This is a genomic window from Terriglobales bacterium (genome assembly GCA_035691485.1).
Taxonomy (GTDB): Bacteria; Acidobacteriota; Terriglobia; order Terriglobales; family Acidobacteriaceae; genus JAIQGF01.
In genome coordinates, this window is sequence record DASSIZ010000111.1 from 1 (window position 1) to 14,463 (window position 14,463).

16 protein-coding genes are annotated in these 14,463 nt (G+C 61.4%); 4 read left to right on the forward strand and 12 right to left on the reverse strand.

What is annotated here, in order from left to right:
- Positions 1-361 precede the first annotated feature (361 nt).
- The 6 genes from VFI82_13885 to VFI82_13910 all read right to left on the reverse strand — a co-directional run bounded on the left by VFI82_13885 (position 362) and on the right by VFI82_13910 (position 6,591).
- Complete coding sequence (locus tag VFI82_13885) at positions 362-1,102, reverse strand: TonB family protein (GenBank protein HET7185773.1); 741 nt, start codon at positions 1,100-1,102, stop codon at positions 362-364.
- Positions 1,103-1,359: 257 nt separating this feature from the next.
- Entirely contained in the window at positions 1,360-2,577 is a 1,218-nt protein-coding gene (gene secF / locus VFI82_13890) for a protein translocase subunit SecF (GenBank protein ID HET7185774.1), read from the reverse strand.
- Positions 2,578-2,713: 136 nt separating this feature from the next.
- A complete protein-coding gene (gene secD / locus VFI82_13895) occupies positions 2,714-4,342 on the reverse strand; it encodes a protein translocase subunit SecD (protein HET7185775.1) in 1,629 nt (542 codons plus the stop codon).
- Between the two features lie 89 nt (positions 4,343-4,431).
- Positions 4,432-4,737, reverse strand: a complete 306-nt coding sequence (gene yajC / locus VFI82_13900) for a preprotein translocase subunit YajC (GenBank protein HET7185776.1) — start codon at positions 4,735-4,737, stop codon at positions 4,432-4,434.
- A gap of 166 nt (positions 4,738-4,903) precedes the next feature.
- Positions 4,904-6,082 carry a tRNA guanosine(34) transglycosylase Tgt gene (gene tgt / locus VFI82_13905; protein HET7185777.1) on the reverse strand — a complete coding sequence of 393 codons (1,179 nt, stop codon included), beginning with the start codon at positions 6,080-6,082 and terminating at the stop codon, positions 4,904-4,906.
- 113 nt (positions 6,083-6,195) lie between these two features.
- Entirely contained in the window at positions 6,196-6,591 is a 396-nt protein-coding gene (locus VFI82_13910) for a thioesterase family protein (GenBank protein HET7185778.1), read from the reverse strand.
- A 165-nt stretch (positions 6,592-6,756) separates the two neighbouring features.
- Between VFI82_13910 and VFI82_13915 the strand changes: the two genes are divergently transcribed.
- Complete coding sequence (locus VFI82_13915; protein ID HET7185779.1) at positions 6,757-7,851, forward strand: metal-dependent hydrolase; 1,095 nt, start codon at positions 6,757-6,759, stop codon at positions 7,849-7,851.
- A gap of 86 nt (positions 7,852-7,937) precedes the next feature.
- The gene (locus VFI82_13920) at positions 7,938-8,447 is read left to right on the forward strand and encodes a DUF6580 family putative transport protein (protein HET7185780.1); all 510 of its coding nucleotides are present in this window, start codon (positions 7,938-7,940) and stop codon (positions 8,445-8,447) included.
- Positions 8,448-8,492: 45 nt separating this feature from the next.
- Here the strand turns inward: VFI82_13920 and VFI82_13925 are convergent, their stop codons facing one another.
- From VFI82_13925 to glp, 6 genes are all read right to left on the reverse strand, one after another.
- Complete coding sequence (locus VFI82_13925) at positions 8,493-9,110, reverse strand: VTT domain-containing protein (GenBank protein ID HET7185781.1); 618 nt, start codon at positions 9,108-9,110, stop codon at positions 8,493-8,495.
- A gap of 220 nt (positions 9,111-9,330) precedes the next feature.
- Positions 9,331-9,816, reverse strand: a complete 486-nt coding sequence (locus VFI82_13930; GenBank protein HET7185782.1) for a MogA/MoaB family molybdenum cofactor biosynthesis protein — start codon at positions 9,814-9,816, stop codon at positions 9,331-9,333.
- Positions 9,817-9,893: 77 nt separating this feature from the next.
- Entirely contained in the window at positions 9,894-10,646 is a 753-nt protein-coding gene (locus VFI82_13935; GenBank protein HET7185783.1) for a DUF4388 domain-containing protein, read from the reverse strand.
- A gap of 7 nt (positions 10,647-10,653) precedes the next feature.
- Positions 10,654-11,145, reverse strand: coding sequence for a cyclic pyranopterin monophosphate synthase MoaC (moaC, locus tag VFI82_13940; GenBank protein HET7185784.1), 492 nt, complete (start codon positions 11,143-11,145; stop codon positions 10,654-10,656).
- Between the two features lie 60 nt (positions 11,146-11,205).
- Complete coding sequence (locus VFI82_13945) at positions 11,206-11,355, reverse strand: hypothetical protein (protein HET7185785.1); 150 nt, start codon at positions 11,353-11,355, stop codon at positions 11,206-11,208.
- A 53-nt stretch (positions 11,356-11,408) separates the two neighbouring features.
- The gene (gene glp / locus VFI82_13950) at positions 11,409-12,641 is read right to left on the reverse strand and encodes a gephyrin-like molybdotransferase Glp (GenBank protein HET7185786.1); all 1,233 of its coding nucleotides are present in this window, start codon (positions 12,639-12,641) and stop codon (positions 11,409-11,411) included.
- A 57-nt stretch (positions 12,642-12,698) separates the two neighbouring features.
- Here glp and VFI82_13955 point away from each other — a divergent pair, with 57 nt between their 5' ends.
- Positions 12,699-12,911 (forward strand): hypothetical protein, encoded by a 213-nt coding sequence (locus VFI82_13955; protein ID HET7185787.1) that lies wholly within the window; start codon positions 12,699-12,701, stop codon positions 12,909-12,911.
- A 62-nt stretch (positions 12,912-12,973) separates the two neighbouring features.
- Positions 12,974-14,455 (forward strand): sensor domain-containing diguanylate cyclase, encoded by a 1,482-nt coding sequence (locus VFI82_13960; GenBank protein ID HET7185788.1) that lies wholly within the window; start codon positions 12,974-12,976, stop codon positions 14,453-14,455.
- Positions 14,456-14,463 lie beyond the last annotated feature (8 nt).

Here is a 14,463-nt window from a genome sequence, read left to right on the forward strand (position 1 = left end):
ACCACGAGTTTGGCCAGGATTCCCATCTGCTTCCATAGCGAGATCGGATCCCAGGTAATGCCGCCGCCTTCGGCCTGGAAAAACGCAAGGGCGACCGTCGGCATATGTGCGTAGAAGAGAGTTGCCAGTGCTAAGAGCATGAGTTGCTTGTTCCTCCTCAGAAATTCTGATCAGGCGTGATTACCGGTGAACTGGCGCGGGCCAAAACTTTTGCGTACTGCGATCCCGCTGCGCCGTCGCCTGCCGGCGCACGGGATGGCCCCAATTGCCCGCGATCGGGGCCTGGTTGACTTCGCGGTCGTCGTGACCGCGCTTCAACCAGCCCCAGAAATCGAATGCCTCTGCGGATCGAGAAAAACGGTTAACCGGCCAGCGTGAAGTTCACGGTCACTACCGTCTCAACTTCCACCGGCTCGCCGTTCAGGAAGTAAGGCTTGTAGCGCCACTGCTTCACCGCATCGATGGCGGACTGGGTCAGCATCGGGTGGCCGCTCACCACATGCAGTCCCTGGATGGTGCCATCCTTGGAGATGACAGCTTGCAGCACCACCGCACCCTGGATCCTGGCTTGACGCGCCAACGGCGGATAGTTCGGCTTCACCTGGTGGATCAGCAGTCCTTGCGCGACGCCTTGCGAAACTCTGATCTTCTGGGGAGCCGCTACCTTGGGAACCGCCACCGGGGTGGAACTGATGATGCCGCCGATTACGCCTCCCATCTGCCCGCCCGGAACACCGCCCGGAACACCACCCACCACTCCGGCGATGCCGGAAGTCGGCGGCGGCGCTTCCTCTTCCTTGATCATCTGGACCTTCTCAGGGATCTTGGTCGGAGTCCGCAACTGCCCGTTGTTAAGCTCGCTCACCACCTGTTTAACAACCTTCACCGGCGTGGCCGCGGGCGGCGGCGGCGGCGGTGGAGGGGGTGGCGGCGCTACCAGGAACGTCATCAACTGCTGCTTTGGCAGCGCTTCTGTATAGATCAGAGGAATCAAGATCAGGATGCCCAGCAGAATTGCCTGCAGGAAGAACGACAGGAACGTCGTTGCTCCGCGCTTGCTTTTTAGCCGTCGGCCTGATTCGATTAGGCTGTCCTCAAACATGGCCTGTTCTCCGGGTGCGGTTCTACCCGCACTTTATTTAGACACCGGGACCGCGATTTTTGCTCCCTCCGGCGTTAACTTTTTCGACTTGAGGCAAACGCCTTAGAAAGCTGGGGCTGAAACAGGCCGGGCAACCTTTCCACCCGGCTATGGCAGGGCCCTTTTGCTAATCCAGACCTGCCGGGGGCTGGCAGATCTGCTCAATCTGAGACCCAGACCAACATTCGCCAAAAGCGCACAAATACAGGGTCCCTCGCTTAGCTCTTGACCTTGACTTTTTCCCGTCTCTGCGTTGCCCCGCCCGCCGGAACCTGGGCTGCCACCCGGCGAGACTTGCCCAGGCGCCAATCCTGGTAAGCCACCAGCATCGGCGACGCGATAAAGATCGACGAATACGTTCCGATGATGATACCGATCACCAGCGCCAGGCTGAATCCATGCAGGACCTCGCCCCCGAACAGGTACAGCGAAAGCACCGTCAGAAAAGTCAAACCGGAAGTGAGGACGGTTCGACTCAGCGTCTGGTTAATGCTGCGGTCCACAATCTCCGCCAGCGATTCGCGGCGGAGCAGTTTAACATTCTCCCGGATACGGTCAAATACAACAATCGTATCGTTCATCGAGTACCCCACCAAGGTGAGGATGGCCGCAATCACCGTCAGCGAAATCTCTTTGTTCAGCAGGGAAAACGCCCCCACCGTGATCAGGGTGTCGTGGAAGCACGCCACCACCGCGGCCAGGCCGTAAATCAGCTCGAAGCGGAACCACAGGTACACCAGCATTCCCGCCAGGGAGTACAAAACCGCCAGCTTGGCCTGCGTCTGCAGCTGCTTTCCAACCTGGGGACCGACGATCTCGACGTTGCGCACGCCGAATTCGGAGGTGTAAAAGCTCTCGTCCAGCGCTTGAATGGCCGGTGCCGGAATGCCCGCCGACTTGAGCTCATCCACCGACCCGATGGCCCCGCCGCGCGTCTTGTCGCGGTAATTGGCAATCTGGCGCGCCAGATCCGCGTAACGCTGCGCCGCGTCGCTTCCCAGATGCAACGGGTCCTTCGACAACAGGTAATCCTGCATCGCCTGAATCGAGGCGTTGTTGAGGTCCTGCTTGCCGGCGGGGGGATTGGGGGGCTCCAGCGCGTTGATGATCTGGTTCTTGCCCTGGTCCAGCGCCGCTTCGCTGGTCTCCTTGATGTCGAGCGCGATCAGCACTTCGTTGCCGGCGGGATCCCCGTAGCGCTGGATGCGGGCATTGTGCAGCCCGGCGCGGTCCAGCTCACTGCGGATCTGGTTGTTATCGGGCGGATGAGTGAACTTTACGTACACCAGCGTGCCGCCGCGGAAATCCACGCCCAACGGGACGCCGTGCCAGAAAACCATGCTGAGCACGCCGGCCACGCTGAACACGAGGGAAAATACCAGGAAGTACCACTTGTACTTCAGGAACGGAATGTTCGGATTCCGAAAAAACTCCATTGTTTACCTTGTCGATGGTCGTTCGTCGTTAGTTGTTAGCAATACCGGACCACGGACGACCGAAAAACCGCTGCTTGTTAATATGTTCGAGCCGCCCGCAGTTGGCCGCCAGCGACGAACGGCCACCCACGAACGACTAAATGCTCAGCGCTTCCCCGCGCTTCAGGTTGTTGAGGTGCGCGTCGAAGATCACGCGCGACACGAACACCGCCGTGAACAGGTTCGCCAGCAAGCCGAAGGTCAGCGTTACCGCGAATCCCTTCACTGGACCGGTGCCGAAGATAAACAGGATGAAAGCCGAGACGATGGTGGTGACGTGCGTGTCGACGATGGTGATCCACGCCCGGCCAAATCCTTGTTCCACCGCCGACGGCGCCGTCTTGCCATTGCGCAACTCCTCGCGGATGCGCTCGAAGATCAGCACGTTGGAATCGACGCCCATGCCGACCGTAAGAATCACCCCGGCAATGCCGGGCAAGGTCAGCGTCGCCCCGCTGTATCCCAGGAATCCGAGCAGGATTACCAGGTTGAACGCCAGCGCGATATCGGCGTTAATTCCGGCCCCGCGGTAGTAAACCAGCATGAAGATCATGACCGCGAGCATGCCGATCACCGCCGCCATCACCCCGTGCCGGATCGAATCGGCGCCCAGCGATGGCCCCACCGTGCGCTCTTCCAGGTAGCGGATACCGGCCGGCAGCGCCCCCGAGCGCAGCACCATGGCCAGGTCCTTGGCTTCCTGCTCGGTGAAATTGCCGCTTATGCGTCCCTGGTCGTGAATGGTTTCCTGGATGTTGGCCACGGACTGCACTTTATTATCCAGAACCACCGCCAGGGCGTCGTTGACGTGCGCGGAGGTGAAGGTCGCGAACCGCCGCCCGCCGTCGCCGGTGAGGCTGAACTCGATGTCAGGCCGGTTGTTTTCGTCGCGGCCCATGCGCGCGTCGCGCAGGTCGCGTCCCGTGACCGCCGAGGACCGGGTGATCAGGAAATACTCGGTTTTGATCTGATCGGGCGAAGCTCCGCGGCGCGTCATGAGGTTACCCGCCGGCAGCAGCACCGAATCCGGGGGCAGCACCCCGTTCTTGGCTTGCAACGCCTCCTGCTCGCTCGGATAGGGGCCGCCCAGCGACTGCCGAATCTCCAGCATCGCCGTGGACTGCATGATCTGCTTCACCCGGGCGGGATCGTCCACGCCGGGCAGCTGCACCAGGATCTGGTACTGCCCCAGCCCGTGCTCCTCGATGACCGGTTCGCTGACCCCGAGCGAGTCAATGCGGTTGCGGATGGTCTCGATCGCCTGCGAAACCGACCGCGTCTTCAGCTCGGTGAGGGACTGCGGCTTCATCGCCAGCGTCCAGGAATTCTCCGGCCCCGAATTCAGCACGTACTCCGGCAACTGGTTATTGACGATGTCGCGCAAATCTGCCGCCGACTCCGGGGGCACGCCCTTGATGGCGACGCGGTCGGGGTTGTTCTGCGGGTCGGGCTTGCTGATCTCGTTGTAGGCGATGCCCTTGGTCTTCAGGCTTTCCTTCAGCCGTTCCATGGCGCGATCGCTGTCCGCGTTCACCGCGTCATTCACCATCACTTGCAGGATCAGGTGGGTGCCGCCTTTGAGGTCTAAGCCGAGGTGGATCCGGTCCAGCAGGGCCGCGCGCAACGCGCTGCCGTTCACCCCGCCGGGCACTCCGAAGATGCCGAACAGGAACACCAGGAGCACGGCCACAATAAACAGGGTCTTCCAGAGTAAGGTCTTAGTCATTCCGAAAAGTCCAATTCAGTAATCGGGTAAAGGAGAAAGTACAGCGGGTCACTTTACACTTTAGCCGATTGCCCGATTTCACTTGGGCGTTAGCCACTTGTTTTCACTTCTTCGCCGGAGCTGACGTTCACAATTGAGCTCCGGCTCACTTCCAGCCGCAAATTGTCGGGAGGCACGCGCAGGTGGACGAAATCATCCCGCAACGCGATCACGGTCCCCCGCAGCCCGCCGCTGGTGACGACACGATCGCCGGTCTTCAGCTCGCTCAGCATAGCCTGCCACTTCTTCTGGCGCCTTTGTTGCGGAAGAATCAGCAGGAAATAGAAGATAACGAAGATGAAAACCAGCGGCAGCCATACCAACGCGCCTCCGCCGGACGAGCCCGAGGCTTGCATGAGGGCTAAAGCGTACGATGTCAAAGCTTGCCAATCTCCTCCCGCGCGTCCTTTGCCGCCGGATGCGACGGGTACCGGTTTTCAGGGCTCCGCCAAACAGGTTTCGACCTGCGGGAACTGACTACCACCGGGGAGGATAACGGTCCCGGGAGCCCCAGTCGCTTTCTTACGATGGGGCGATGGTCGGATCTTCCCTTTGGGCTCGAGCAGGGGAGTTCAAATTCTTCGACCGGAGACCAGAAAGAAAATTTCTGAATTCCCCAAGTTCAATAGAATGCCGCACCCGTTTCATGGTGTCAAGATAGTAGGCCAGATTGTGAATGGAGTTAAGCACTTGCCCCAGAACCTCGTGGGTGGAGAACAGGTGCCGCAGGTAGGCCCTGGAATAACGCGCGCACACCCGGCAGCCGCAGCCGGCGTCCAGCGGCCGCTCATCCGCCGCGTAGCAGGCGCCCTTGATGTTGATTTTTCCCTCCGAGGTGAACAGCAGACCGTGCCGCGCCGCCCGCGTCGGGTGCACGCAGTCCATCATGTCCACGCCCAGCCCGGCGTATTCCACGATCTCCTCCGGCGTTCCCACCCCCATCAGGTAACGGGGCTTGTCGGCCGGCAAATGCTCCAGCGTCGCCTCCACCATCTCCCGCGTCAGCGCCCGCGGTTCTCCCACGCTCAACCCGCCAATCGCATATCCGGGAAGATCCATATCCACCAGTCGCAGCGCGCACTCACGCCGCAGGTCGAGGTGCATCCCGCCCTGAACAATGCCGAACAGCGCACTTGCGGTCGACGCTCGACCGTCGACCGCCGGCTCTTCTTTCTCCCGATGCCGCTTGCACCGCTCGGCCCACCGCAGTGTCAATTCCATGGAAGCCTGCGCCCGCTCTCGCTCCGCCGGGTATTCGGTGCACTCGTCGAACGCCATGATGATGTCCGCCCCGAGCGCCAGCTGCGACGCCGTCGCCGACTCGGGGGTGAAGAAGTGCAACGACCCGTCCAGGTGGGAGCGGAACTGGACGCCCTCCTCCGACACCTTGCGCATCTCGCTCAGGCTCCACACCTGGAACCCGCCCGAATCGGTCAGGATCGCCCGCTCCCAGCTCATGAACCGGTGCAGGCCGCCCAGCGCGCGAATCTGCTCCGCGCCCGGCCGCAGATAGAGATGATAGTTGTTGGCGAGAATGATCTGCGCGCCTAGCTCTTCCAGCGCTTCCTGCGGCACCGCCTTTACCGTTGCCTGCGTGCCCACCGGCATGAATACCGGGGTCTCCACCGGACCATGCGCAGTAGAGAGGCGAGCGCGCCGGGCGGAGCCGGATTGCCCGAGCAGGTTGAAATTCAATGGCATCCGGGTTTGATTCTAGAAGGATCAGCCACTGATGAACACTCATCAGCACCGATTCTTTGGTGGGTTATCAGGGTTGAGCAGCGTTTATCAGTGGCAGTAAGAAATACAGATGTCTAGGCGCCCTTTCCTTTCATCCTGGCCATGAATTTCCCCACGCTGACGAACGCGCGGTTCACCGTGCCGCTACCAATCTCGTTGTTCTCGTCCCAGGCGCGCACCCGCATGGTGTAGAAGCGCCCATCGAAGGACTCCATCACGGCCTCAGCTCGCACCTTGCTGCCGATCCCGGTCGCCGCCTTGTGCGACACGTTGACGTGCGTTCCGACGGTGATCTCGTCGCCTTCCTGGTAGGGCTGCAGCGCCCAAAAGCATGCTTCTTCCATCAACTGGATCATCTGCGGCGTTGAGTAGAGCGGCGGAAACGCGGCATGAATCGCGGCCAGCGTGTGCTTCAACTCCACTGTCGTCTCCACCTCGGCGCGGGCGCCATCAGGAACAGGTTTGCTCATCGGATCCTCTTGGTGTTCGACAGCAGAAGGATTCTTCCGGAGGCCGGAAGGACGCAGAGAAATGAAGAATACTGGAATTCACGTTTGCGCCTCTCGCCTTCTTCAATCTGCATTCTGCATTCTTCATTCCGCTCAGGTTCACCACCGATGTTATTTTGGTAAGGCTTGGAACCGCTCACCCACTTCCTCACCGGCGCTTGCATCTCGCGGGCCGCCGGGCTCAACCGCAAAACTCTGCTTGCCACCACTACCTGTGTGCTGGCCGCCGAAGCCGCCGACCTCGATGTTCTCTGGTACTTCAAAAGTCCCATCGAGGGCTTCGCGCATCACCGCGGCATCACCCACACTCTGGTTGGCGTGCCCTTCGTTGCCGCCGTCGTGATCGGTTTCGTGTACCTGGTATGGCTTGTCAAGCGACGGCTCAAGCCCAAACCGGCTGGCGCGGCAAGCGGCCCGCCTCTGCCGAAAACACCGCGCTGGGGATGGCTCTACCTGTTCGCGTTAATCGCCGGCTTCAGCCACATCCTGCTCGACTACACGAACAACTACGGCGTGCGTCCTTTCGAGCCCTTTTCCTACCGATGGTATTCGTGGGACATCGTTTTCATCTTTGAGCCGCTGCTCTACCTCTTTTTCTTCGCAGGCCTGGCGCTGCCGGCGCTGTTCGCGCTCATCAACGAAGAAATCGGCGCGCGACGCAAGCCACGCGGCCGCGCGGGCGCTATCGTGGCCCTGGTGCTGATGGTCGCGCTCTGGGGTGTGCGCGATTACCAGCATCGCCGCGCCGTGGCCGCCCTCAATGCGCGTCTCTATCACGGGGCCGATCCCATTCGCGTTTCCGCCTTCCCCTACTACCTGAATCCTTTCAAGTGGTATGGCGTGACCGAGACCCAGAATTTTTTCGAGCGCGTCACCGTGGACTCACTGACTCCTGAGGTGGATCCCGCCGCGCGCAGCGAAACCCGCTACAAGCCCGAGGAGACGCCGGTCACCCAGGCCGCTAAGAACACCCGCCTGGGACGCGTCTACCTCGATTGGGCGCAATATCCCATGCTGGAGGTCGAGCGCGTTGACGGCCGGACCTTCGGCTTCGACCTGGCCGGAAACGAAGCCTACGTGGTGCGCTTTTACGACCTGCGCTTCGAATATCCCGATCGCCCACGCCGCGGCGGACGTACCCTCGGCGCCAGTGTCCTGCTCGATCGCAACCTGCACGATGTGACGGCGTGGTTCGGTTCGCGGTCCCCGCACCCCGATTGAGGAATCCGCCGGGCAGATTCCGCATCGACTTGACGTTCCCTGCTTCCCGGCAGGAAAATCATCCCCGGTTCTTTGCGGAGGCATTCATGCTCGCGTATCTGTTTATCGTGCTCGCGGTGGCAATGCGGTTCCTTTCCATTCCGTTGAGCTTTGCGCCCGTGACCCCCGCGCTGCTGTTCTTTGGCGCGCGCGGCCCGCGCAAGCATGCATGGATCCCGGTGCTGCTGCTCGCCGGAGCCGATGTCGCGCTGACCAGGTTTGTCTACGGCTATCCCTATACGCTCGACCACGTGGTCACGATTGCCTGGTACGCGGCGGTGCTCAGCATCGGTACCCTGCTGCGCCAGAATACTCGCCCGCTGCGTATCGCGGGAGCGGCGCTGGCCGCCTCCATTGGATTCTTCCTGGTCAGCAACTTTGCCGTGTGGCTGGCGTGGACCATGTACCCGCACTCCTTGAACGGTCTGTATCTGTGCTATGCCGCGGCGTTGCCGTTCTTCCGCAACCAGTTCTTATCGGACGCCTTGTTTACCGCCGTGATGTTCGGCGTGCCGGCGCTGGTTCAACTGCTTCGCCCCGCTCCGGCAAGGGCGTAAGACCAGCAGCCACTAGGGAATAAATTCCGTCGCTACGCAGACGGCTCAAATCGCCCGTCTCTTCTTCATCCGCAACCAGAACGCGACCCCGAAGATTACCGCCAGCCCCAGCCCCACCAGCAGCCACGCGAGATGCGATCGAATCAGGTAAACGGCCAGAGTTGCCGCGCGCGGGCCGAACTTGAGAACCAGCAGGGAAAGGATCAGGAATCTGGCCACGCGTCCGGCGAAGATGGCCAGCATGAAGTGGCTGAAGTGCATTTCGAAGACGGCCGCTGAAAGCGCGAACAGCTTGAACGGGAACGGGGGCGGCATCATCGCCGGCAGCATGAGCGTGAGAAACTCGTGGCGTTCGAAGCGTTCCCGCATGCGCGCGAACTTGGCCGCGCCCATGCGCTTCTCCAGCACCAGTTCGCCCATTTCATAGCCGATGCCGTAGATGATCAGGCTGCCGAAGGCCGAGCCCGCCGCAGCCATGATTGTGTAAAGCCAGAACAGGTGGGGCTCCTGGTACACGTAGCTGGCCACCACCGGATCCAGCGGCAGCCCGAACAGCGCCGAATCGATTCCGGCAATGGCAAACACGCCCCAGGCACCAAGCGGCTTAAGCAGCGCCCACAAAAAGGCCGACCAGCGGGCGAGTAGATTTCCTATCGTTCGCAAGCAGGGAATTTTACCAGCCGCGCTAGAACGGATTTAGCCACAGAGGGCACCGAGGAACTCCCATCTTCAACACCATCGACGTTTCGGGCGCGAACGAACGAACGCGGAGTTCCGGAATGGCGTCGATCGAAGAGGTTTTTCAATTACCCGATTCCGCAGTTCGGCAATTCCGCAATCAGCTCCATTGTCTGCGCACGTGTCTGCGCACGCAAAAGCAGCTTTATTGTGGAGAGTGTTCGGTTTTTCCCGCCAGCAGTTCCAGCGCGTGCGGCAGGATGTCAATCACCGCGGCCAGCGATTCGGTTGCCGCCGTCGGGCTTCCCGGCAGGTTCAGGATCAGCGACTTTCCCCGCGTTGCGCAAATTCCCCGGCTGAGGGCAGCCAGCGGCGTCTTGGTGCCCCCTTCGGAGCGCATCCGCTCGCCAATTCCTTCCACGATCTTGTCTGCTACCGAGCGTGTCGCTTCCGGCGTGACATCGCGCGCGGCGATGCCGGTGCCGCCGGTGGTCACGACCAGTTGCGCCTGGTGGCACATTTCCATCAGCGCAACCTCGATATCGGACTGGTCGTCCCTCACCACCGCGCTGGCGACCACACGAAATTTCTTCGCCTCCAGCGCCCGTCGTACCGCCGGACCGGAGAGGTCCTCGCGCTTTTTGGCAGCTGAGGAATCGCTCATGGTGATGACTGCGGCGGTGAATTCCATTGGCGGGCAGATTAAACCAGATCAGCCATTTTCAGCCAATCTTACCCGACTGTCGCCATGGCGGTAGCGCGGGGAAACTACGATTCCAGGACATTATCTTCGGCTTCTTTGCTGGCTTCATCGAGCAGGCGCAGGCCTTCCATAAGCAATCCTTGCGTCGAGCGCGCGATGGACTGCTGATCGCTCTGGCCGTTGAAATCAATCTGGAAATTTCCCCCGGTCCAGCTCAGCACCTTGAACACGGCTTCGTCGCCCTTCACGCTGCCGTAAACCGCATGGTTAATTTGCCCGTCGCGGAAGTAGATTTCGCAGCGATCGCCATCGTTGGTCAGCGTCAGCAGGCAACTCTTGCGGCCCAGGTCGAGCGATTGCAGCAGGTCGATGACATTCATCTGCGCTAGGCTGCCGCGGAGTTTCCCATCCGCGGTGGGAGCTTCCCGGGCCAGCTTCTCCAGCGCGATCTTGTCGATAATGCGCTTGATCTTGCCCGCCGCTTCCTTGATGAAGAACGGCTTCTCGATGAAGTCCTCGACTCGGTCTTGCAGCAGCTTCAGCTTCTCGTCGATGTCGCCCTTGCTGGCGATCAGGATAAAGGGAATGCGCGAGGTGGAAGCACGTGCCTTGATCTTGTCGAACAGGGCGCGGCCGTCCATGCCGTTCATCTGGTAATCGCTGATGATGAGATCGAAAGGCTCGTCGATAATCTTGAGCAGAGCGTCGGCGCCGTCGCCCGCGGTGCTGATGTTCGCCATGTTCTCGAGCGCCTGCCGCAGGATCCCCAGCACCATGGGATTGTCGTCTACCAGCAGGACTCTGACGTTGGATGGCATGGATGATTCAGTCTGCCTTGCGCCTTGCTTGAGCCTTGCGCCGATAGTCGCCGCTCTTTCCCCCCGACTTGCTCTGCAGCACGATCTCGCGGATCTCGATCCCCTTATCGAGCGCCTTGCACATGTCGTACACGGTCAGGGCAGCGACACTGGCGGCTACCAGCGCTTCCATCTCGACGCCCGTGACCGCGTTGGTGGTTACTCTGGAGGCAATGGCGACGCCATTGTGGCGCACGCGCGCTTCAACGTCAACCACGCTGAGCGGCAGCGGATGGCACATCGGGATCAGCTCCGAGGTTCGCTTGGCGGCCATGATTCCAGCCACGCGCGCCACTTCCAGCGGATCCCCCTTGGGGTTCTGCGTCAGCTTTTTCAACACTTCAGGGGACATAACGACAAAGGCACTGGCCTCGGCCTGGCGCTGGCTGACCGGCTTCCCGGAGACGTCCACCATGCGAGCGCGTCCAGATTTATCGTAGTGAGAAAGGCTTTTAGCCATGAACTCTCCGCCACAGCGATGGTGTCAATTCAGCCATTCCGCACTTCCGCCGTTCGGCAATCATGCAATCCAGCCGCTACGGTACACCACCCACCAACTGAAAAACAGAATGAGAATCGATGCCAGCAAGCCCCAAACCAGCGGCAGCACGAAATCGGCGACCAGGCTCAAGATGAAAAAAATCAGCCAGAACAGCTTCTTCTCGTCCACCTGAACATCCTATTCCGGCGCGCCGGCAGTGAAAAGATGCGTACTTGGGGCCACTAGACCTCGAGAACAGGAACCATTTCGCCGGCGGCAAGCTTTTCGCGGTCGGGCAAAACCACTAGGTAACAGTTGGCGCGCGCGGTGGCGGCCATGTCGCCGGAGCCCTGCCATTTCACCAGTTCGACCTCGGTGCGCTCGAACTCGCCGCCAAGGATGGCAGGCAGGAATCGTGTCAGGCCGGTTTTCACCTTCACCTCGGATTTCAGGCGCGCTTGGGTGAACAGCATCTTGCGCGGGGAAACGCCGGCGAGCGCTTCCGCCATCGCGCGCGCGAACAACTCGAAGCAGACCATGGTCGAAACCGGATTTCCCGGCAATCCGAAAAAGTACGTGGGCAGAGCGCCCGCGCGGACGGGTGCGCGCCCGAACACGATGGGCCGCCCCGGCTGAATCTGCGCGCCGGTAAAGAAGAACTCGGCGCCCAACTCGGTTAACACCTGCTCGACCAGGTCGTACTTGCCCATGCTGACCCCGCCGGAGAGCAGGAGCAGGTCGGAAGCCAGACCTTGCTTCACAAGATGCCGCAAGGCTGCGGTTTCGTCGGGCGCGATGGGCAGCACAACCGGTACTCCGCCGGCGGCGTGCACCTGGGCCGCGAGCGAATAGCTGTTGGAATTGCGGATCTGGTTGGGAGCGGGATCGGCGGCGATGTCTACCAGTTCGTCGCCAGTGGAGAGGATTGCGACGTTCGGGCGCTTGTACACGCGCACTTCGTGGCATCCGCAGGATCCGGCGACCGCGATGGCGGCAGGCGTCAGGCGTGTGCCACAGGAAAGCAGTGTTTCTCCTCGCTGGGCCTCGGCGCCGGCGGGAACAATGTTTTCGCCGCCGGAGACGCTGCGCTGGACTTCGACCGTATCTGCCGTGCGCGAGGTGTACTCGACCATGACCACGGCATCGGCGCCTGCGGGCGCCGGAGCGCCGGTCATGATCTCGATGCACTCGCCGGCGCGGATCTGGAGCGATGGTGGCGGCCCCCCGGCGCGAATTTCTCCCACCAGCTTCAGGCGGGTCGGAACCTTGGCGACATCGGCGGCGCGAACCGCATAACCATCACGGGTGGCGCGAGGAAACGGCGGAAAATCGCGGTCGGCCATGACCGCTTCCGCAAGAATGCGGCCGCCGGCCAGAAGGAGTTCGCACCCTTCCGCTTCGGCGGGACGAAGCTGCGCGGCGGCTTGCTCGACGCGGTGGCGAGCGTCCTGGAAAGAGAGGATTACCGGCTCCATCGAAAGGTTGATTATAGAGCCACCGGCGGGCTCTCCGGGGGCGCATCCAAACCGGAAGTGCGGCCGAATTTCTTCCAATCACTGATCGCAGTGGTGGTGGGGAATGCCATTTATTTCCTGATCATCATGCCGCTGCTGCCGCCGTCGGGAAGGCACGGGATGGCGCGCATCGACCTGGGGCTGGTGATCGACTTTTGGGTCTGCGTGGCGGTCTATGGCGTAATCGAGCTGGCCGGGCGCAGAAAAAGTGCAGGTGCGGGCGGCAAATGATGCGGTAAACTAGCGCTCTTCCCGGGCTGGAATTCTTTCGCTACCCTCCCGGGCAGCGATGCATGCAGAAGATCGCGATCCTCTACGACGCCAGCCAGGCTGTGATCTCCACCTTTGATCTGGACGAGGTGCTGAGCCAGATCCTGTCGATTCTGCGTGACTATTTTCATCTCCAGCGCGTCGCCATTGTCCTGCTGGATCCGGAGACGAACATCTTGCGGGTGCGCTCCCATACCGGGTGGACCCAGCAGACCGAAGTGGCGGACATTCCGCTGGGCAAGGGATTGCCGGGGACCGCGGCCAAACTGAAGCGGCCGATTTACGCGCCCAAGGTGGAACACGACCCGCGCTACATCATGTCGATTCCGAGCACCAAGTCGGAACTGGCGATCCCGCTGATCGTGCGCGACGAAGTAGTGGGAGTGCTCGATTGCCAGAGCGATCAGGAGGAATTCTTCGACCCCGAGACGATCGACCTGTTGACGCTGTTTTCGACGCAGGCATCGATCGCACTGCAGAACGCCAAGCTGTATTCGGCGGAGCAACGCAAGGCGGCGCAACTGGAGGCCATCAACACCATCGCGCGACAGACGACGGCCGTGCTCGACATCGACGAGCTGCTGCGGAAGTCGTGCCAGGTAATCCGGCAGTCGTTTGCCGCCGACCATGTCTCGGTGCTGCTGCTCGAGGAAGGTCAACTGGTGTTGCGGGCCCAGGAAGGCAAGCTGACGCCACGCTTGCCGGTGGGCGCCGCATTGCCCGCGGGCGCGGGGATTTGCGGGCTCGCCGTCAGCTCGGGAAAACCGGTGGTGGAGAACGACGTCAGCCACGCCCCGGGTTATGTCTTGAGATACGAGGAGACTCGATCGGAGATGTGCTTGCCGCTGGTCTCGCTGGGAGAAGCGATCGGCGTGCTGACCCTGGAAAGCGCGCGGGCGAATGCATTTTCCCTCGCCGAGGGACAGCCCTTGGAGTCGGTCGCCGACATTTGCGCCACCGCCATCCAGAACGCCCGCTATTTCGAGAAAGTCCGCCAGATGGCGTACCTGGACGGGCTGACCGGCATCCACAACCGGCGCTACTTCGAGATGAGGATCGCGGAGGAGATCGAGCGCGCCCAGCGCTATCAGAACGATCTCTCCATCATCATGCTCGACGTCGACAACTTCAAGAAGTTGAACGACGAGTTCGGGCACCTGCTGGGTGATGAAACGCTGCGCCAGGTGGCCACGATTTTCTCCCAGCATCTTCGCAAAGTAGATTTCGCGTGCCGCTATGGCGGGGAAGAATTTGTCATCCTGGTGCCGCAGACCCCGGGCGACCAGGCACAGGGAGTGGCCGAAAAACTGCGCAAGGTGGTGGAAGGATGGTCGTTTCCCGGTGTGCCGCGGCCGGTGACGGTGACCGCGGGAGTGGCCAGTTTCCCGCTGAACGGCCGCACCCGCGATGAATTGGTCAAGGCGGCCGATGACGCCCTGTACCGGGCCAAGCAGAGCGGACGCAACCGCGTGCTGCTGGCCGAGTTGGCGCCGAGCACCAACTAGCGCCGGCT

Bases quoted from the DNA above. Each gene is read 5' to 3' on its own strand.
- moaC (HET7185784.1), bottom strand. From the start codon at position 11,145: ATGGCTAAAAGCCTTTCTCACTACGATAAATCTGGACGCGCTCGCATG.
- yajC (HET7185776.1), bottom strand. From the start codon at position 4,737: ATGCAAGCCTCGGGCTCGTCCGGCGGAGGCGCGTTGGTATGGCTGCCG.
- secD (HET7185775.1), bottom strand. From the start codon at position 4,342: ATGACTAAGACCTTACTCTGGAAGACCCTGTTTATTGTGGCCGTGCTC.
- VFI82_13910 (HET7185778.1), bottom strand. From the start codon at position 6,591: ATGAGCAAACCTGTTCCTGATGGCGCCCGCGCCGAGGTGGAGACGACA.
- VFI82_13920 (HET7185780.1), top strand. From the start codon at position 7,938: ATGCTCGCGTATCTGTTTATCGTGCTCGCGGTGGCAATGCGGTTCCTT.
- VFI82_13960 (HET7185788.1), top strand. From the start codon at position 12,974: ATGCAGAAGATCGCGATCCTCTACGACGCCAGCCAGGCTGTGATCTCC.
- VFI82_13885 (HET7185773.1), bottom strand. From the start codon at position 1,102: ATGTTTGAGGACAGCCTAATCGAATCAGGCCGACGGCTAAAAAGCAAG.
- VFI82_13935 (HET7185783.1), bottom strand. From the start codon at position 10,646: ATGCCATCCAACGTCAGAGTCCTGCTGGTAGACGACAATCCCATGGTG.
- tgt (HET7185777.1), bottom strand. From the start codon at position 6,082: ATGCCATTGAATTTCAACCTGCTCGGGCAATCCGGCTCCGCCCGGCGC.
- VFI82_13930 (HET7185782.1), bottom strand. From the start codon at position 9,816: ATGGAATTCACCGCCGCAGTCATCACCATGAGCGATTCCTCAGCTGCC.
- glp (HET7185786.1), bottom strand. From the start codon at position 12,641: ATGGAGCCGGTAATCCTCTCTTTCCAGGACGCTCGCCACCGCGTCGAG.
- secF (HET7185774.1), bottom strand. From the start codon at position 2,577: ATGGAGTTTTTTCGGAATCCGAACATTCCGTTCCTGAAGTACAAGTGG.